The sequence below is a fragment of the Rathayibacter tritici genome (assembly GCF_002932875.1).
In the GTDB taxonomy this organism is placed as follows: Bacteria; Actinomycetota; Actinomycetes; order Actinomycetales; family Microbacteriaceae; genus Rathayibacter; species Rathayibacter tritici.
Map to the genome: position 1 here is coordinate 1 of NZ_PSWS01000048.1, position 16,632 is coordinate 16,632.

Below are 16,632 nucleotides of genomic sequence, written 5' to 3' on the forward strand. Positions count from 1 at the left end.
CACTCCCCGGAAAAAATTTCACCACGGACAACATGATGACAACACACGTACAGCCAACCGATACATCTCCTCCATCCGTTCGGCGGTCGAAAGATGCATCGCGCACTGGAAGAACTGGAAAATCCTCAAGACCGGCTATCGCGGACGTCTTACAGAACTTCCCAACCTCATTCGCACCGTCACCCGCCTCGAACTTTACCGACTCGGCTGGTAAATGCTTATGAATAACGCTCAAAGAGTCTGGAAAGCGTATGAGGATCTTGTGTCGGCTGGATTCGATAGCCAAATGGCCTGGTTTCAAGTGTGCCTTCGTGGCTGTACTCCAATGCGCTCACTGGATTCTCAGCGCCGTTGACTCTTGTCTTCTCTGTCATCTTCAGCGTGATGCGGGCGGTGCGGCTGGTGCACAATTTGATTGCCAGGAGGGACGCGCGGCCGGCCAAGCAAGTCGTGCTAAAGAAGATGCGGTAGTCGCGTCGAAGGTCTTCTAGCATCGATTTTCTTTTGTCAGATGGTGCCCGTGCTGTCGGCCGCGGTAGAATCGAGGTCGGCAGCATGCCCGATTGTGCGATGGGTCAGTACCGTTTCGAGGGCTCGAAGGTGCTCGATCGCTCCTCGATAACTCCTCGGACGCGTAGGGTGGCGCAAAGTTTGTGCCCACTGATTTGCCGGCGGTGCAGGTTGCGCCGTGCATCTTGTCACGACCACCAGGCATGCCGCGACCGCGACCGTGCTGCGCACTTTCGAGAACGTCCCCACTGGCTCAGACTTAGGGACGTCGCCGCTTTCCTCGTGGTCGCGTCTCGGCCTGAGATACTCAGCGCCGTTACGAAGGGGGAGTGATTGTTGCAGGCCAACAGGAACCCCGACGGGTCCTAGGCTGGCCCGATGAGTTCCCTGGCATCGACCCGCCCATTCGTGGGCGCTGCTCGCGTCGCCGTCGGTGCAGCGGCGATCGCGGTGATCCTCCACACTTACGCGCTGAGCATCGCGGTCGGCGATTCAAATCCGTTCGACTACTTCGGCTACTTCACGAACCAGACCAGCCTCCTCGCGAGCGCGGTGCTGATCGTCGCGGGATCGGTCGCGCTTGCCCGCCGTCCGACTCCGGTGTGGCTGAGCTACGTCCGTGGCGCATCGACGGCTTACCTGATCGTCGTCGCCGTGATCTACAACACCCTCGTTCCCGGGACCGGCTCGGCCCCGCCCTGGGTCAGCGCCGTCCTGCACCTGGTGCTTCCCGCGCTCGTCCTCCTCGACTGGACCGTCGCCGCTGACTGCGGACCGCTCTCCTGGCGTCGGCTGTGGGTGCTCCTGCCCTACCCGATCATCTGGGTCATCGTCGTGCTTGTTCGCGGAGCAACCGACGGGTGGGTGCCGTATGGCTTCCTACTCCCCGCTAACGGGGCGCTGTCGCTCGTCGTGCACGTCGCCGGCCTGACCTGCGCGGTGCTGCTCGCCGGCGCGCTCGCCTGGGCATTGAGCCGACGCCGCAGATCGGCCGGCTGATCTCCTGTCCTCCGTCGCCGTGGATCACGAGCGGTGCTGACTCTCGACGTTGGGAGCGCCACCTCTCGTGTGGGTCGCGACTCGGCCCCGGCGGGCTTTGAGCACGCGGAACACGAGATTGATCACCAGCAACCCCGCTCCAGCCGGGATGGCGCCGGCCGTGAGAATCAACGCTTGGAAAAGGAGCGGCTGGCTCATCGGCACTGGGATCAACGACGGCGGAAAGACGACGTTCTCGAGCAGGACGGGAAAAAGGCCGATAGCGATCCCGCACCAGAGGGCACTCACTACAGCTGGAAGCCACGCGACGAGAACAGGCCGACGCGAGAGCCTCCGGGGAGCGACGTACCCACCGACAGCGGCAACGACAATCGAGATGACGGCACCTACCCCGCCGGCGCCGATCGCGATGGCCCCCTCGGATGGATCCGCGTCCGTGATCCCCAGAGCCACTATGAAGCTGCTGAACATCAGAACCACGGCGGCGAGCACGGTGACCACGCCGGCGGCGGTCCAGCCGATGAACGCGTTCACAGATCCATCGGGTGCTGGAGTCGCCGCCCGCAAGTCGGTATCGACGTCTGTTGCTTGCTCATTCGTTGGTGGGGCCTCGATGGTGTTCGCGTGGTCGGAGGACGGCTTGAAGTCGGAGAGTGGCTCGTAGGTGTTGGCCGCGTGCGGTCGATTCGCTGACTCCGAGGATTGTCGCGGCCTCGGGGAGGGTAAAGCCGTCCCAGAGCATGAGCCGGATCAGTTCGGACTGATACTTCGGGAGCGAGTCGAGAGCTGTGCGGATGTGGCGGGTGTTCGCGTCGACCGGATCGGGTCGGTGGGTGTCGAAGTGCTGGCGGAGTTTCTAGGTGAGGCCGTCGTTCCGGATGGCTCCTCGTGCGGTGTTCGAGTGGACTCTGCGGGCGACGCCTAACAAGCGGTCAGAACTTTGGCAAATCGGGCATCATTTCGCGGTTCTCGTGGGAACATCGGTGCCGTCCACTAAGACCGTTCGGCCTAAGACAGCTGCCTCCCCCCGGGTAGGTAGCAGGCCTGCTCGATCACCGGGGAAGCAACCCGGGGGCGGGAGACTTCACCTACGAGGAACTCTTTCTGGGCGTTGTCAGTAGCTACGCGGTGCTCCGCACCCACGCGATGCTCGGCACTTACCTGTAGGACTGCGACGACGTGCTTCGAGAGCATGTCCGCGTAGCCCTCCTCGGGTTCTCACGGGCGCCGGAGGGGCGCTCGCGGGCGTTCGCCCAGACGACTCCGCCATGATCGAGGCTGGTACTCGACGGAAGGTTATCTGTGAGCATGTTCAAGCGCGTTCTCGGCATGGCGTCGAAGGCGCTCGATTCCAAGGGTGGATCGTCTTCGGGCGGAACGACCGACTGGCGCGATCTGGTGCGCACGGCCGCCGACAGGGTGACGGGCGACGCCCGGACCGGGCAGCCGCCGCACGGATCCGCGCAGCCGCGTTCCTCCGCCCGCCCTCAGGACGCCCGGCCCGGGCATCAGCCTGTGGTGACGCAGGAGGACCGCGCGGCGATCGCGCGCTACGACTACCTCCTCCGCACCGCCGACCCGGAGCAGCTGGAGCAGGTGCACCGCGATGCGTTCGCGAAGCTGACGCCGGCGCAGCGCGCCCAGGTGGAGGTGCGCCTCCGAGACGAGCTGCCCGCGAACGAGCAGCCGCGTTCCTCCGCCCCCGACGACCTCGCGCGCGCGGCCACGCGGGGCGAGGCGAACAACCCGGGATTCCTGAAAAACATGTTCTCGAAGCCGGGGACCCGCGGCGCCCTCGCGGGCACGGGCGTCGGAGCCGCGGCGGGCATCGGGCTCGGAGCGGCGGGCGGACTGCTTGCGGCGGTCGCCGGTAGCGCGGTGATCAGCAGCGTCGCGGGTCCGCTCCTGGCGCAGGCTTCGGGCCTCGGAGTGGACTTCGAGAACCTGGCCGGCGGGTTCGGCGACCTGGGTGAGTTCGGTGACATCACCGGCGGTGCGGGCGAGTTCGTCTCCGGCGCGGGCGAGCACCTGTCGGGGCTCGGGGAGCAGGTGTCGGAGTTCGGCTCGGACTTCCCACTGCCGGGACTCGGCGACCTCTTCGACCGCTAGGCGGTCTCAGCCGGAGCGGCCCGGCGGCGGAGGAACGGCGACACGATCGCGAGGGCCGCTCCGAGCACGAACAGCACCGCGCCGACGATCGCCACGGCGGTCGTCGACCAGTCCGGGCGGTCAACAACGGTCGTGCCGTCGAGCAGCGTCCACTCGCAGGCCGCGCCGAGGGGCCACCACGACCAGAAGCCGCGTACCAGCTGGCCGGCTTCGGGAGGGACGCCGCCGAGGCTCCCCCGGCAGAGGTCGTCGAAGCCCTGGGCGCTGAGGGTCGCGTATTGCGCCGGCACGAGTGCGAGTGCGGCGAGGCCGGTGAGGACCAGAACCAGGCCCGCGAGGAGCGCGAGGCGGGCGGTCGTCACTCGCCGCTTCGTCGGGGTCCGGGCGGGAGCGGGCGGCGTCTCGGTCATCGTCCGATGGTGTCATGAGCGGAGGGGGACGGGGCGGGCCGACGGAACCGAGGGGGAAAGGCGTGCATCAGTGCGATGCCGCCCTCTGCTTGACGGCTGCGCCTCGGTTGCGCGCACGTCACCAGAGTCCGCCCTTCGCGCTCAGTCCGGGGTGGGTGGACGCGATGAGGAGGAGGGAGAACGACGCGACCCCGAACGCGGAGATCACCACGAGGGCGGCGGCGCTGCCACGTGCAGCGCTGAGTCGACCGAGCAGGGGGTGCTCCCTCCTCGGAGCCGCCGGTGTGCACCGAACGGCCCGGTCGAGGAAGGCGTGGGACGAAGGGGGTTGCACGAGGTGCGCGGAGTCGGCGGCGTCGTACCCTCGTCTGCATGGGTGTCGTGTTCTCACTGCTGGTCATCGTCCTGACCGTTCTCGCGCTGGTCGACGTCGTTCGGCAGCCCGACAACGTCGTCCGGAATCTGCCGAAGATCGTGTGGATCCTGCTGATCTTCTTCCTCCCGATCATCGGCGTCTCGCTGTGGTTCCTGCTCGGCCACGAGTGGAAGCGGGGCGACGGCGGCTCGTTCGTTCCCGGCGGCCGTGTGCCCCGCCGCCGGAAGCAGGCGCCGCCGCCGATCGTGGTCCGGCCCGCTCCCAAGAGCACGGAGGAGCAGCTGGCCGATCTCGAGCGCGAGGAGGCGCACTATGCGCGGCTCGCCGAGGAGCAGCGTCGCCGCCGCGAGGGGGAGCGGCCGCTCGACGCGTGAGCGGCCGCTCCGATCGGAGCTACCTCGCGAAGTCCGAAGCGCCCCACTGGATAGCGGCGATCTTCGCCTGGCCTACGACGCTGGGGTGGAAGTCATCGACCGTGCTGATCACGTCTTCGGTGATGGGGGCGGCGGTGAGCGCACCGCCGTCCCAGTCGCAGAGCGGGCCGTCAAGGGTGCAGGCGTGCTGCAGGGCGGAGTTGTACTGCTCAGTCCGCGTCGCGGCTGCCTTGACGGAGGCGGCCGCGGCCGTGCTGTTCAGCGCGCTGCCGTCGGCGCCGACTCCGCGGGTGGTCCGGCAGGCGTTGGCGGCGGGCCAGATCACACCTCCGGGTCCGTTCTTGACGACCGACCACTCGGCGGCGATGTTGGGCGTCGACGAGAGGACGATGTGGGCGGTGGGCCAGGCGGTGCGGATGCGAGTGATCGCAGAGAACGCTGCGGACTGGAAGGCGTCGGCCGGGGTCATCGTGTATCCGTCGGCGGCGACGGCGTTCGTGGGTGCGCACAGATCGTTCCCGCCGATCAGCAGGGTGACCACATCCGCATGCACACCGGCGGCGACCGCGGCATCCACATGCGAGGGGACCTGCGCGAGGACATCGCCGCTGTGCGAGTAGTTCGCGGTCGTGATCTGCGTGCCGGGACGCGCCGCGCCCAGTCGTGTGGCGAACGAGTTCACTTCGGGGTTCGTGCCGGTGGACCAGCTGTTGCTGGGACAGTCCGCCAAGGAGCCACAGGTCGCGTAGCCCTGGGTGATCGAGTCGCCGAGGCTCACCACCGAGAGGGTGTGCGGAGCGCAGGCGCTGGCGGCCTGTGCAGGGACCAGAGCGGCAGCGAGGGCGACGGCTGCGCCGACGGCAAGAGCCCGCGCGCGGCGGGTCCTGGCGTGTCGACGGAGGGACGGGAACAGGCGCATGATCAACCAATCTCTAGGAGTGCAACGGTGAGAAACCGTCGGTCATGAGACTAGGGGCGACGTGCAGCGTTTGTCCCTGAAATGATGACCAAAGAACGAGTCCCGTCAGTACAGACTTCTCCTCGCGCAACGGCAGCAGCTCGGTGTGCACGGCCGTCGCGATCACGGCGATGAGGGCAGCCGCCGCGACGATGAGACGGACCAGCGCGACCGGTCGGCGACCCGCGTGCACCCACGAAGAGGGGGAGAGCGGGGTCGTCGCTCGAACGTAGCGCCGGAGCGCTCAACGCCCGGGCCCATGCTCTGGGCGCGACGCTGCCGGGGCCGGTGTTTGAGGGCCGGATCAGGCCGGGATCTTCGCCCCCAGCAGGTTCGCGGCCGCCTCCGCTGCGCGCTCGGCCTCCTCGACGCTGGAGAAGGGCCCGGTGGAGACGAGGGACGGCGCGCTGGTCAGGCGGGGGTCGATCTCGAGTCGGAACCGGGGCAGCTCCGCTCCGGGAACGACGACAATCCTGACTCCGTTCCGGCTCCATCGCGCGGGTTGGATCGAAGAAATCTGTGTCATGGTGCTCTCCGCTTTCGCGATCATCCGCACAGGTGGCTGACGCCTCGACCGTGCTGGTGTCACGCTACGACCGGTAGTGATCTCTCCGAACGGGCTTGATTTCTCAGGCTCGGCGGGCGTATCGGGTCAGTGCAGCCGGTCGAGGGTGTCGCTGATCCGGCGCAGGCACTCGATCAGCACCGACATCTGTGCGGCGTCGAGATCGGCCAGCACCTCGCTCTCAGCAGCGACCAGGTTGCGCATCGCCTCGTCGACGCGTTTGGAGCCTCGCGGGGTGAGCGAGACGATCTTGCTCCGGGAGTCCGCGGCGTTCTGCTCGCGGACCACGAGCCCGCGGGCTCCGAGCCGGTCGACGCGGCTGGCGAGGTTACCGCTGGAGAGGGCCAGGTGCGTGGCGAGCGCCGAGGGGGTCATCCCGCCCGGTCCACGCTGGCGCAGCAGCGAGAGGAGCTCGAACTCCCACGGGGCGAGGTCGCTGACGGCGAAGGACTGGCGCCGCACCTCCTGCACGCGCGGACTGAGCCGACGCAGACGCGAGACGACGTCGAGCGGCGCGAAATCGAGTTCGGGCAGGGCACCGGCCCACGCGTCGATCACCAGATCGACATCGTCGTCTTCGCGCATTCCCTGATTATCCCGGGTGGCGCGGACGGCGACGACGGGTGGCTCGCGGCGGTAGACGGGCCTAGCCTGTGCGGATGACCGGCTCGGATGCGGGCTCGAGGTCGGCGGCGCAGGGGCGAACGGCGCAGGGGCGCGGGGCTCAGGCGCGGGCGGCCCGCACGTACGCGACGATCGCGTTCGCGTGGCCGTGCCCGAGGCCGTGCTCGGTCTTCAGCCAGGTGACGACCCGTAGGTGCGGCTCGGTGCGCAGGCGTTCGTCGGCGAGGTCGAGCCAGTCCTGGACGGGGCGGCCGTGGGTCTTCTCGATGCTCGGGAAGTAGGAGGCGGGGCCCGTCGGTTTCGCGCCGTCGGCGGGCGGTTCAGGAGCGAGCACGCGGTCGGTCATGCGGTCACGATAGCGAGCGCGCGTCAGTGCGTGTAGGCGGAGGGGTCAAAGCGGCCGAGCTCCTCGCGGAAGGCGAAGGCGAAGTCGGGCCAGAGCAGGGTCAGGCGTCGGTTCTCGTCGAGGTACCAGCTCTCGCAGCCGCCGTTGGTCCAGACGGTGTCAGCGCTCAGGGAGTCCAGGCGGGCGACGGAGGCGGCCTCGGCCTCGGCGGTGACCTCGAGGACCTCCGCTCCGGCGGCGTCGCGGTGGTCGAGGGCGGCCAGGACGTAGTCGATCTGTGTCTCGATCATGTGCACGGCGGAGTTGTGGCCGAGGCTCGCGTTAGGGCCGTTGACGACGAAGAGGCTGGGGAAGCCGTGCACCGCGGTGGACTCGTAGGCCGCCATCCCGTCGGCCCAGCGATCGGCGAGGAGCAGACCGTCGCGGCCGCGGATCCGCCGGGCGAAGGGCGGCCGTGTAGAGAGGAAGCCGGTGGCGAAGACGAGGACGTCGACCTCGTGCCGGACGCCGTCATCGCCGAGGGCCGCGCCCGCCTCGACGCGCCGCAGCGGGCCGGGGACGACGCTGACGTGCGGCTGCGCGAGAGCTGGGTAGTAGTCGTCCGAGAGGAGGACCCGCTTGCAGCCGATCTCGTAGTTCGGCGTGAGGACGGCGCGCAGCTCGGGATCGGCGACCTGCTCGGCCAGGTGGTCCAGCGCCTCCGCCCGGAGCCGATCGATCACCTCGGGGACGGCGACCCGGCCGGCGAAGCCGAGTTCGGCCCGCCAGAACAGCTGCTCGCGGAGGCGGGAGAGGGCTCCGGGCGCGCGGGAGAGGGTGCGGCGCTCCTGCGGCGGGTAGGCGCGGTTTCGCCGCGGGACGACGTACGGGGCCGAGCGTTGGAAGAGCACCACCTCGGCCGCACGCTCCGCGAGGTGCGGCACGATCTGCACAGCGGAGGCGCCCGAACCGACGATCCCGACGCGCGCCCCGTCGAGGTCGACGTCCTCGCGCCAGCGCGCGGAGTGGAAGGCCGGCCCGTCGAACGTGTCGAGCCCCGGCACAGCCGGGAGCCGCGGCTCGGAAAGGCGTCCCGCGCACACGAGCAGGACGGCAGCGGAGTAGTCGCCGCTCGAGGTGCGCACCCGCCAGCGTTGCGACTGCTCGTCGAAGACCGCCTCGAGGACCTCGGTGCCCAGCCGGAGCCGCGGCGCGAGGCCCTCCCGCTCGACGACCCGCTCCAGGTAGGCCTGGATCTCGGCTCCGGGGGCGTACAGCGTCGACCAGTCGGCCTCGGGGGCGAACGAGTAGGAGTAGAGGTGCGAGGGGATGTCGCAGGAGACGCCCGGATAGACGTTGTCGCGCCAGGTGCCGCCGATCCGCTCCGCGCGTTCCAGTACGACGAAGGAGGTGCCGCCGCGTCGCTCGAGGCGCACGGCGGCACCGAGGCCGGCGAATCCGGCTCCGATCACGACGACGTCGACGTCCATCAGACCCTCATCGCGGCCAGGACGCTGCCGGGCGGATCGCGGTGCGGGTCGGCGAGGAAGCGCTCGAGGGTGGCGAGGAGCTCCGCCGGGCGCTCGGCGAGGACGGCGTGACCGGAGTCGACGACGGCGTAGCGGGCGTCGTCGATCGCGCCGAGCAGCGCCTCCGGACCGTCGACACCGACGACGGCGTCGCCGGAGCAGCCGACGATGAGGGCGGGGACGCGGCAGCGCGCGGCGGCCTGGACGACCTCGGCGCGCGCGGAGGCGGCGAGCATCCGCGCGGCGTCGGCGTCCCACGGGGAGGACGGGGTGTCGGAGCGGAGGAGGGCGAGCAGGAGGGCGGCCTCCTCCTGCGCTGTAGGCAGGAGCTGCGGCCAGAGCCGCGCGGTGCGGAGCAGGCGTTCGGTAGGGCGCAGCCAGCCGGCGACGAGGGCGAGGGCGCGCACCCGATCATCGACGGTGGCGAGGGCGACGGCGGCGCCGAGGGAGTGGCCGATCAGCACGGCCTCGTCGGCTCCGAGCGCGTCGAGGGCGGCACGGACGGCGGCGGGGCCGTCGAGCCACGGGTCGCGGAGGTCGACGAGTTCGAGTGCGGCGACCCGGTGCCGCCGAGCCAGCATCGGCAGCAGCAGGGCGGTGTCGCTCCGTGCGCCGCGGCCGACGCCCGTCAGGAGCAGCACCGCCCGGGAGCCCTCGGGGCCGGCGCTCAGCAGACGCACTGCGGATCCCGCGGCCTCGATGCGCTCCTCCCGGACCAGCTCGGCTTGGCGCCGGAGGTACTCGGACTGCGTCATGACACCCGGCGGGTGTGGCGGAGCGGCAGGCGCAGCCGCTGCGGACCCGCCGTCACCGTCGGCGATGCTTGCAGGGCGCGCTCGGGGGTGACCAGTCCGTAGGTGGTGGTGCGCTGGCGCCAGCCCCGGCCGATCTCACCGCTGAGGCGGGCGACGGTCGCGATGTCGAGCGAGCGGTACGCCTCCGCTCCCGCCTCGGGCCGGAGTGCGCCGTCGAGCAGCAGGCCACCGAGGTCGTCGGCTCCACCGCGGAGGAGGATCTGCGCCGCATGCAGCCCGAGCTTGGTCCAGGCGGTCTGCACGTGTGCGATGCGGCCGTGCAAGACGAGCCTGGCAACCGCGTGCACGGCGCGGGTCTCGCGGAGGGTCGGGCCGCCGCGGCTCGCGCGCACAACGGCGGGCGGTGCCTCCGCCGGGACGAACGGCATGGCGATGAACTCGGTGAACCCGCCCGTCTCGTCCTGGATCGCGGCGAGCGTGCGGAGGTGGGCGAGCTGCTGCTGCGGCGTCTCGACGTGTCCGTAGACCATCGTCGAGGTGGAACGGAGGCCGCTTCGATGCGCGGCCGTGATCGCCTCCCGCCAGTCGGCCGCACTCGGGTCGGTGCCTTCGCTGAGGACGGCGCGGACGTCGTCGTCGAGGATGCGCGCCGCGGTGCCGGGCACGGAGTCGACGCCCGCCTCGCGCAGGGCGTCGAGCATCGCGGGCAGGGTGCGACCAGTGCGGCGCGCGACCTCGAGGATCTCCGCGGGTCGGTAGGCGTGCAGGTGCAGCGACGGCTGCCGCTGCGCGAGGGTCCGGACGATGAGGAGGAGGTCGTCGCCCGGGTGCTCGGCAGCGATCGCGCCCTGGAGGCAGAGCTCCGTGGCGCCGAGCGCGACGGCTTCGTCGGCCAGTTCCTCCAACCGTTCGACAGTGAGTCCGCCGGCACCCCAGAGGGACGTGTCGATGTTGCGGTTCACGACGACCGAGACCTCGTCGCCGGCCGCCTCGCGGCGCAGGTCGTCCGCGAGCGCGGCGAGAGCGTCGAGGTCGTCGCCGTCGGCCGCGAGCAGGGCGAGATAGTCGGCGTCCTCGAGTCCGGCCGGGCTCGCTTGTGCCCGCGCGATCACCGGGCCGAGGGTGGGCGCGAGGGGCCGGGGCAGCGCGTCGAGCGACTCCCGGTAGGGCCGGGGGAGGACCGGTGCCGCCTCGTCGGCGAGCCAGGTCTCGCGGTCGGCGAGGGCGGTGACGTAGGGAGCGACGCGGGGGTCGATCCAGGTGTCGGAGTCGCGGAGGTACTGCGGGTGCGCGGTCAGCCGCTCGTGCAGTCGATAGCCGGCGGCCGCGGAAAGCCGAGCGAGGTCGTCGATGTGGGGCCAGGGGCGCTCCGGATTCACGTGGTCGGCTGTGAGCGGGCTGACACCGCCCCAGTCGTCGACCCCGGCGCGCAACAGCAGCCCGAGCTCCTGCTCGTCGGTGAGGTTCGGCGGCGCCTGGATCGTCGCATCGGGGCCGAGCACGAGTCGGGCGACGGCCACGTTCGCGACGTACTCCTGCAGCTCGAGGTCGACCTCGTTCTGCATGGCGGTCCGCGGCTTGGCGCGGAAGTTCTGCACGATGCACTCCTGCACGTGACCCCAGCGCTCGTGCGACTCGCGGATCGCGAAGAGGGCGTCGGCCCGCTCGGCCGCGTTCTCGCCGATGCCCAGCAGCACGCCGGTAGTGAAGGGGATGCGGCTGCGGCCCGCATCCTCGAGTACGCGCAGGCGCAGTGCGGGGTCCTTATCGGGCGAGCCGTAGTGCACGCCGCCCTTCTCGGACCAGAGCCGCTCGGCCGTGGTCTCGAGCATCATGCCCATCGAGGGGGCGACCGGGCGGAGACGTTGCAGTTCAGCCCACGACATCACGCCGGGGTTGAGGTGCGCGACCATGCCGGTCTCGCTCATCACCAGGACGGCCATCGCGCGCACGTACTCGAGCGTCGAGGCGTAGCCGTGCTCGGCGAGCCAGGAGCGGGCGACTGGCCAGCGGTCTTCCGGGCGGTCGCCGAGGGTGAACAGGGCCTCCTTGCAACCCAGCGCGGCTCCGGCGCGGGCGACCTCGAGGATCTCCTCCGGCTCCATGAAGGTCGACTCGCGCTTGGCCGCGAGCCCGCCCGGGGTCTCCACGAACACGCAGTAGTGGCAGCGGTCGCGGCAGAGCTTGGTCAGCGGGACGAAGACTTTGCGCGAGTAGGTGACGATGCCCGACCGTCCGCGGCGGGCGAGTCCCTCGTCACGCACGCGACCGGCGGCGTCGAGGAGCAGGTCGAGGTCGGCTCCGCGGGCGTCGAGGAGGGTCTGGGCACTCGCGCGCGTCAGCGGCTCGCCGCGGTCGAGTCGGGCGAGGAGGGTGGCCGTGGTCATGCGGGAGCGGCCCTTCCGGAGGGGATCGGGGTGGGACGGGAGGTCAGAGCGCGCGCAACCGCGGCGCGAGATCGCGTTCGAAGCTGTCGAAGAAGCGCTGCTGGTCGTCGCCTGGGCTGTGGAAGACCAGGTGGGTGAAGCCCGCATCGACGTAGGGCTTGATCTGCGCGACCGTCTCCTCCGGGTCTGAGCCGACGATCCAGCGCTTCGCGACCTGCTCGATCGGCAGCTCGTCGGCGGCGCGCTCCATGTCGACCGGGTCGGTCAGCGAGTGCTTCTGCTCGGGAGTGAGCGAGAGCGGCGCCCAGAAGCGCGTGTTCTCAAGCGCGAGAGCCGGGTCGGGATCGTAGGAGAGCTTGATCTCGATCATCCGATCGAGGGTGGAGGAGTCGCGGCCGCCCGCCGCCGCGCCCTCCTCGACCGCGGGGAGCAGCTTCTCGGTGTAGAGCTCCATCCCCTTGCCCGACGTGCAGATGAAGCCGTCGCCGGCGCGCCCCGCGTACTTGGCGACGACGGGGCCGCCCGCCGCAATGTAGACCGGCACGCCGTTCTCGGGCTTGTCGTAGATCGACGCCTCGTGGGTGGAGTAGTACTCGCCGTCGAACGTGACGCGGTCGCCCGCCCAGAGCGCGCGCATCAGGCGGACCGCCTCGCGCAGGCGGGCGAAGCGTTCCTTGAAGTCCGGCCAGGTCTGCTCGCCGGCGCCCTGGTAGCCGGTGGCGACTTCGTTCAACGCCTCGCCGGTGCCGACTCCGAGCATGATCCGCTCGGGGTAGAGCACGCCGAGCGTGCCGAACGCCTGTGCGATGACGGCGGGGTTGTAGCGGTAGTGCGGAGTCATCACGGAGGTGCCGAGGCGGATCGTGGAGGTGCGCTCGCCGGCGGCCGCGAGCCAGGCGAGGGAGAACGGGGCGTGGCCGCCCGTGTGCCGCCAGGGCTGGAAGTGGTCGGAGACGACCGCGCTCTCGAAGCCGTGCCGCTCGGCGCTGACCGCGAGCTCCACGAGCTCGCGCGCGCCGAACTGCTCCGCCGATGCCTTGTACCCGAGCGTGATCGTCATCTGCAGCCTTTGTGAGAGGTGGGGCGGCCCCTGGAGACGGGGCAACCCCTCCATTCTGCGCCTGCTGCGCCGACGAGCGGGACGGGTGGACGGACCTGGGGAGGCCATGTCCAGATTCGCGGTTGTGGAGGAGCGTTAGGCCGCGGGAGCCGCGATGTTCACCATCCAGCCGACGCCGTAGCGGTCGACCAGCATCCCGAAGCGATCGCCCCACGGCGAGGCGACCAGCGGTTCGAGGACCGTGCCGCCTTCGGCCAGGCCCTCCCAGTAGCCGCTGAGCTCCGCGTCGTCGTCCCCGAAGAGCGCGATCGTGATGCGGGCGCCCGTCTCGGCGGGGCCCGAGGAGGGGGAGTCGGAGCCCATCAGGATCATCCCGCTGGGTGTGACGAGCTGCGCGTGCATGATCCGGTCCTGATCGGCCGGGTCCTCGCTCATCCCGACGTCGCCGAAGCGGCTCGAGGTGAGTTCGCCGCCGAGGACGCCGCGATAGAACTCCATCGCCTCCTGCGCGGAGCCGTCGAAGCCGATGTAGGGGGTCAGTGAAGTGGGCACGGCGCGCCTTTCCGTCGAGGTCCGCCCAGTATCTCCGCGTCATGCCGCGAGCACCAGAGGGATCGGCGGAGGGGCGCTGCAGCCGCCCCGCTCAGAGGTCGTCGCGGGTGGGCGGGTTCGCGCCGGGGCGTGACGTCGTGATGCCGGCGACCTGCGCCGCGTGGCGACCGATCAAGTGCAGGGCGGGGCCGTCGAGCACCGGGCCGTTCGCCGCGCCGAGTCCCTGGCGGAACGCCTCGTCGAGGATCGCGCCCATCGCGGAGTCGCCGGCGCCGATCGTGTCGGCCACGACAATCTGCGCGGCGGGCACGGTGACCCGGGTGAGGGCTGAGGCCAGGAGCAGTCCCTCCGCTCCGCGCGTCACGACCGCGAGCTGCGGCCCGAGCGCGAGCAGGCGGCTGAGCACCTCGTCCAGCTGCATCGTCGGGTACAGCCACTCCGCGTCTTCATCGCTGAGCTTCACGACCTCGCAGGCGGCCGCCACCCGCTCGAAGCGGGCGAGCGCCCCGGCGTGGGCCCCGACCAGTGCCGGGCGGATGTTCGCATCGACGCTCGCCGTCACTCCGGCCGGCAGGGCCTCGAGCAGCTCGAGCACGGCGGATCCGCCCGGCTCGAGGAAGATCGCGATGGAGCCGGTGTGCACGTGCGCGGCGCCGCTGGGATCGGCGGCCGGAGGGTTCCAGGCGAGGTCGAACACGTAGCGCGCCGAGCCGTCCGCGGCGAGCACCGCCCGCGCGGTGGAGGTGCGCGCCGCGTCACCGTGCCGCACCTCGACTCCTGAGGCCTCGAGGTGCGCGCGGATGCGGCGGCCGCGCTCGTCGTCGGCGATGTCGGTGACGAGGGTTGCGGATCGTCCGAGGCGGGCGAGGGTGAGGGCGACGTTGGCGGGAGACCCGCCGACGTGCTCCGTGGCGCTGCCGTCGCGCTCGACGATGTCGATCAGCGCCTCGCCGATGACCAGGATGTGAGATGCCGCGCTGACGCGCTCGTCGGTGGAGGACATGCCGACATCATGCCGGGTGGCGGGTGTCCCCCGCGACGCGGGGCCGCCAGGAACCGAAGTCCGTCGGCCGCTGGCGCGTGTATGCGCTGTTCTCAGCCTCGGTTCCGTCCCTCCGCCAGCACGACGTCGAGGATCGTCACCTCGATCAGCGGCGCGTACAGCGCCATCGCGTCCAGCGCCCGCCGGTGGTCGGCCTCGGAGGCGCCCGCGCAGGCGTCGGCCACGACCCGCACCCTCACCCCGGCATCCGCTGCGGCAAGCGCCGTCGACAGCACGCAGCAGTCGGTGGCGACTCCGGTCAGGACCAGTTCACGGCTGTCATCGAGCTCCGCCTCGAGTTCCGGCCCCCACTTGCCGAAGGTCGTCGCGGTGATCGTCCGGTGCCCCTCGACCCCGTCCACGAGGTCGTAGAGCCGGTCGTCCTGAGGCACGAGTGCGAACGGCCACTCGCGGTAGTAGGGGATCCACGCGCCGCTGGGCTGCTCGGGTGCGACGAAGCGGGTGGTGACCACGCGCTCCCCGAACGCGGGCAGCAGGCGCCGCGTCCCCTCGACGGCGCGCGCGAATTCGGCCGAGCCCCACGGTGAATCCGCGTCGGCGAAGACATGCTGCAGGTCGATCGCGACGAGCAGGCTCACACCGAGGCCTCCTGGCGCCGGACCGCCCCGCGCGAGAGCGCGAGCGTGCCCGCGAAGCCGATCACGAGCGCCACGAGGACGCCGAGGTTCGCGCCCGCCCAGTCGCCCTCGCGGCCGCCGAGCGGCCCCAAGAGGTAGCCCTCCCACTCGAAGCCGGGGGAGTAGTTGACCACCAGTCCCCAGCCGAGGACCGCGCCGACCACCACGAGCGCGACCGGCACCGCCGAGACGCTCCCGTAGCGGCCGCGGGAGTTGTAGAGCGCCTCCTGGTCGTAGTCGCGGCGGCGGAGCAGGAGGTCGGCGAGGAAGACGCCGAGCCAGGCCGCGATCGGCACGCCGAGCGTGATCAGGAACCCCTGGAACGGGCCGAGGAAATCGCCCGCGACGAACACGACGTACACCGCACCGAGCACCATCAGCACGCCGTCGATCCCGGCGGCCAGCGGACGCGAGACCTTCAGCCCCGTGCTCAGCAGCGCTAGGCCCGAGGAGTAGATGTCCATCACCGCTCCGCCGATCAGGCCGAGTAGCGCGACGACGATGAAGGGAAGGAGGAACCAGGTCGGCAGGATTCCGGCGAGCGCGCCGATCGGGTCGGCGGCGATCGCGTCGGAGAGCTCCTTCGAGGAGCCGGCCAGGAGCAGGCCGACGACGACGAGCAGCACGGGTGCGACGGCTCCGCCGATCGTCGTCCAGGCGATCACACCGCTCGTGCGCGCCCCGCGGGGGAGGTAGCGGGAGTAGTCGGCCGCCGCGTTCACCCAGCCCAGCCCGAAGCCGGTCATCATGAACACCAGGCCGCCGATGACCGCGGCGGCGGAGCCGGCGGGCAGGGCGCCGACGGCAGCGAGGTCGATCCGATCGAGCACGAGAGCGATGTAGACCACAGTGAGCACGGCGGTGGCGATCGTGATCGCGAGCTGGAGCCGCATGATCAGGCGGAAGCCGGCGACCCCGGCGACCACGATCAGCGCGGCGACCACGATCAGCGCGACCACCTTGGTGAGCACGCCCCCGTCCCAACCGAACTCCTCGAACACCGTCGCTGTCGCGAGCACCGCGAGGGAGGCGAGCACCGTCTCCCAGCCCACTGTGAGGAGCCAGGAGATCACCGAGATCAGGCGGTTGCCGTCGACGCCGAAGGCCGCCCGGCTGAGCACCATCGTCGGTGCGGAGCCGCGCTTGCCTGCGACCGCGACCAGCCCGCAGAAGAGGAACGAGACGACGATTCCGATCACGCCGACGAGGGTCGCCTGCCAGAAGGAGAGCCCGAAGCCGAGCAGAAACGAGCCGTAGCTCAGCCCCAGCACCGACACATTCGCGGCGAACCACGGCCAGAACAGGTCGCGCGGGCGGCCGTGCCGCTCCGACTCCTGGATCGTGTCAAGGCCGTTGAGCTCGATGCCGCCGGCGGGGCGGGTGCTCGGACGATCGGGGGAGGTCATTGCGTCCTCGTTC

General features: G+C 70.6%; 19 protein-coding genes. 4 read left to right on the forward strand and 15 right to left on the reverse strand.

What is annotated here, in order from left to right:
• Together C5D07_RS07300 and C5D07_RS07305 are read left to right on the forward strand one after the other, a co-directional pair.
• A partial coding sequence (locus C5D07_RS07300) for a transposase family protein (protein ID WP_146079783.1) occupies positions 1 to 214 on the forward strand: 214 nt, incomplete at its 5' end.
• Between the two features lie 674 nt (positions 215 to 888).
• The gene (locus C5D07_RS07305; protein ID WP_104259033.1) at positions 889 to 1,509 is read left to right on the forward strand and encodes a Pr6Pr family membrane protein; all 621 of its coding nucleotides are present in this window, start codon (positions 889 to 891) and stop codon (positions 1,507 to 1,509) included.
• 24 nt (positions 1,510 to 1,533) lie between these two features.
• On the opposite strand, the gene C5D07_RS07310 is transcribed toward C5D07_RS07305, so the two are convergent.
• Together C5D07_RS07310 and C5D07_RS16420 are read right to left on the reverse strand one after the other, a co-directional pair.
• A complete protein-coding gene (locus C5D07_RS07310) occupies positions 1,534 to 2,010 on the reverse strand; it encodes a hypothetical protein (RefSeq protein WP_146077354.1) in 477 nt (158 codons plus the stop codon).
• A 91-nt stretch (positions 2,011 to 2,101) separates the two neighbouring features.
• Positions 2,102 to 2,305 carry an RNA polymerase sigma factor gene (locus tag C5D07_RS16420; protein ID WP_084415969.1) on the reverse strand — a complete coding sequence of 68 codons (204 nt, stop codon included), beginning with the start codon at positions 2,303 to 2,305 and terminating at the stop codon, positions 2,102 to 2,104.
• Between the two features lie 512 nt (positions 2,306 to 2,817).
• Here C5D07_RS16420 and C5D07_RS07320 point away from each other — a divergent pair.
• Complete coding sequence (locus C5D07_RS07320; RefSeq protein ID WP_249028191.1) at positions 2,818 to 3,618, forward strand: hypothetical protein; 801 nt, start codon at positions 2,818 to 2,820, stop codon at positions 3,616 to 3,618.
• On the opposite strand, the gene C5D07_RS07325 is transcribed toward C5D07_RS07320, so the two are convergent.
• Positions 3,615 to 4,028 carry a hypothetical protein gene (locus C5D07_RS07325; protein WP_104261876.1) on the reverse strand — a complete coding sequence of 138 codons (414 nt, stop codon included), beginning with the start codon at positions 4,026 to 4,028 and terminating at the stop codon, positions 3,615 to 3,617. The genes C5D07_RS07320 and C5D07_RS07325 overlap by 4 nt on opposite strands.
• Before the next feature lie 372 nt (positions 4,029 to 4,400).
• Here C5D07_RS07325 and C5D07_RS07330 point away from each other — a divergent pair, with 372 nt between their 5' ends.
• The gene (locus C5D07_RS07330; RefSeq protein WP_068254697.1) at positions 4,401 to 4,778 is read left to right on the forward strand and encodes a PLD nuclease N-terminal domain-containing protein; all 378 of its coding nucleotides are present in this window, start codon (positions 4,401 to 4,403) and stop codon (positions 4,776 to 4,778) included.
• Positions 4,779 to 4,797: 19 nt separating this feature from the next.
• Here the strand turns inward: C5D07_RS07330 and C5D07_RS07335 are convergent, their stop codons facing one another.
• The 12 genes from C5D07_RS07335 to C5D07_RS07395 all read right to left on the reverse strand — a co-directional run bounded on the left by C5D07_RS07335 (position 4,798) and on the right by C5D07_RS07395 (position 16,619).
• Positions 4,798 to 5,697 (reverse strand): SGNH/GDSL hydrolase family protein, encoded by a 900-nt coding sequence (locus C5D07_RS07335; protein ID WP_104259036.1) that lies wholly within the window; start codon positions 5,695 to 5,697, stop codon positions 4,798 to 4,800.
• 343 nt (positions 5,698 to 6,040) lie between these two features.
• A complete protein-coding gene (locus C5D07_RS07345) occupies positions 6,041 to 6,262 on the reverse strand; it encodes a hypothetical protein (protein ID WP_146076687.1) in 222 nt (73 codons plus the stop codon).
• Between the two features lie 126 nt (positions 6,263 to 6,388).
• On the reverse strand, positions 6,389 to 6,886 hold the full coding sequence (locus tag C5D07_RS07350) for a MarR family winged helix-turn-helix transcriptional regulator (RefSeq protein ID WP_068254685.1): 498 nt from the start codon (positions 6,884 to 6,886) through the stop codon (positions 6,389 to 6,391).
• Positions 6,887 to 7,025: 139 nt separating this feature from the next.
• Positions 7,026 to 7,271 (reverse strand): DUF4287 domain-containing protein, encoded by a 246-nt coding sequence (locus C5D07_RS07355; RefSeq protein ID WP_104259037.1) that lies wholly within the window; start codon positions 7,269 to 7,271, stop codon positions 7,026 to 7,028.
• Positions 7,272 to 7,294: 23 nt separating this feature from the next.
• Entirely contained in the window at positions 7,295 to 8,740 is a 1,446-nt protein-coding gene (locus C5D07_RS07360; protein ID WP_104259038.1) for a flavin-containing monooxygenase, read from the reverse strand.
• Positions 8,740 to 9,534, reverse strand: a complete 795-nt coding sequence (locus C5D07_RS15320) for an alpha/beta fold hydrolase (protein ID WP_068254681.1) — start codon at positions 9,532 to 9,534, stop codon at positions 8,740 to 8,742. The genes C5D07_RS07360 and C5D07_RS15320 overlap by 1 nt, the downstream gene beginning before the upstream one ends.
• Entirely contained in the window at positions 9,531 to 11,921 is a 2,391-nt protein-coding gene (gene cofG / locus C5D07_RS07370; protein WP_104259040.1) for a 7,8-didemethyl-8-hydroxy-5-deazariboflavin synthase CofG, read from the reverse strand. The genes C5D07_RS15320 and cofG overlap by 4 nt, the downstream gene beginning before the upstream one ends.
• Before the next feature lie 43 nt (positions 11,922 to 11,964).
• On the reverse strand, positions 11,965 to 12,981 hold the full coding sequence (gene fgd, locus C5D07_RS07375; RefSeq protein WP_068254676.1) for a glucose-6-phosphate dehydrogenase (coenzyme-F420): 1,017 nt from the start codon (positions 12,979 to 12,981) through the stop codon (positions 11,965 to 11,967).
• A 135-nt stretch (positions 12,982 to 13,116) separates the two neighbouring features.
• Positions 13,117 to 13,533, reverse strand: coding sequence for a VOC family protein (locus C5D07_RS07380; RefSeq protein ID WP_068254675.1), 417 nt, complete (start codon positions 13,531 to 13,533; stop codon positions 13,117 to 13,119).
• 91 nt (positions 13,534 to 13,624) lie between these two features.
• The gene (locus tag C5D07_RS07385; protein WP_068254674.1) at positions 13,625 to 14,536 is read right to left on the reverse strand and encodes a carbohydrate kinase family protein; all 912 of its coding nucleotides are present in this window, start codon (positions 14,534 to 14,536) and stop codon (positions 13,625 to 13,627) included.
• A gap of 92 nt (positions 14,537 to 14,628) precedes the next feature.
• Positions 14,629 to 15,174 (reverse strand): cysteine hydrolase family protein, encoded by a 546-nt coding sequence (locus C5D07_RS07390; RefSeq protein ID WP_068254671.1) that lies wholly within the window; start codon positions 15,172 to 15,174, stop codon positions 14,629 to 14,631.
• Positions 15,171 to 16,619 (reverse strand): purine-cytosine permease family protein, encoded by a 1,449-nt coding sequence (locus C5D07_RS07395; protein WP_068254670.1) that lies wholly within the window; start codon positions 16,617 to 16,619, stop codon positions 15,171 to 15,173. Before C5D07_RS07395 ends, C5D07_RS07390 begins: the two co-directional genes overlap by 4 nt.
• Positions 16,620 to 16,632: the final 13 nt, after the last annotated feature.

Bases quoted from the DNA above. Each gene is read 5' to 3' on its own strand.
- C5D07_RS07350 (WP_068254685.1), bottom strand. From the start codon at position 6,886: ATGCGCGAAGACGACGATGTCGATCTGGTGATCGACGCGTGGGCCGGT.
- C5D07_RS15320 (WP_068254681.1), bottom strand. From the start codon at position 9,534: ATGACGCAGTCCGAGTACCTCCGGCGCCAAGCCGAGCTGGTCCGGGAG.
- C5D07_RS07320 (WP_249028191.1), top strand. From the start codon at position 2,818: ATGTTCAAGCGCGTTCTCGGCATGGCGTCGAAGGCGCTCGATTCCAAG.
- C5D07_RS07330 (WP_068254697.1), top strand. From the start codon at position 4,401: ATGGGTGTCGTGTTCTCACTGCTGGTCATCGTCCTGACCGTTCTCGCG.
- C5D07_RS07345 (WP_146076687.1), bottom strand. From the start codon at position 6,262: ATGACACAGATTTCTTCGATCCAACCCGCGCGATGGAGCCGGAACGGA.
- C5D07_RS07325 (WP_104261876.1), bottom strand. From the start codon at position 4,028: ATGACCGAGACGCCGCCCGCTCCCGCCCGGACCCCGACGAAGCGGCGA.
- cofG (WP_104259040.1), bottom strand. From the start codon at position 11,921: ATGACCACGGCCACCCTCCTCGCCCGACTCGACCGCGGCGAGCCGCTG.
- C5D07_RS07355 (WP_104259037.1), bottom strand. From the start codon at position 7,271: ATGACCGACCGCGTGCTCGCTCCTGAACCGCCCGCCGACGGCGCGAAA.
- C5D07_RS07305 (WP_104259033.1), top strand. From the start codon at position 889: ATGAGTTCCCTGGCATCGACCCGCCCATTCGTGGGCGCTGCTCGCGTC.
- C5D07_RS07385 (WP_068254674.1), bottom strand. From the start codon at position 14,536: ATGTCCTCCACCGACGAGCGCGTCAGCGCGGCATCTCACATCCTGGTC.
- C5D07_RS07360 (WP_104259038.1), bottom strand. From the start codon at position 8,740: ATGGACGTCGACGTCGTCGTGATCGGAGCCGGATTCGCCGGCCTCGGT.
- C5D07_RS07395 (WP_068254670.1), bottom strand. From the start codon at position 16,619: ATGACCTCCCCCGATCGTCCGAGCACCCGCCCCGCCGGCGGCATCGAG.
- C5D07_RS07335 (WP_104259036.1), bottom strand. From the start codon at position 5,697: ATGCGCCTGTTCCCGTCCCTCCGTCGACACGCCAGGACCCGCCGCGCG.
- fgd (WP_068254676.1), bottom strand. From the start codon at position 12,981: ATGACGATCACGCTCGGGTACAAGGCATCGGCGGAGCAGTTCGGCGCG.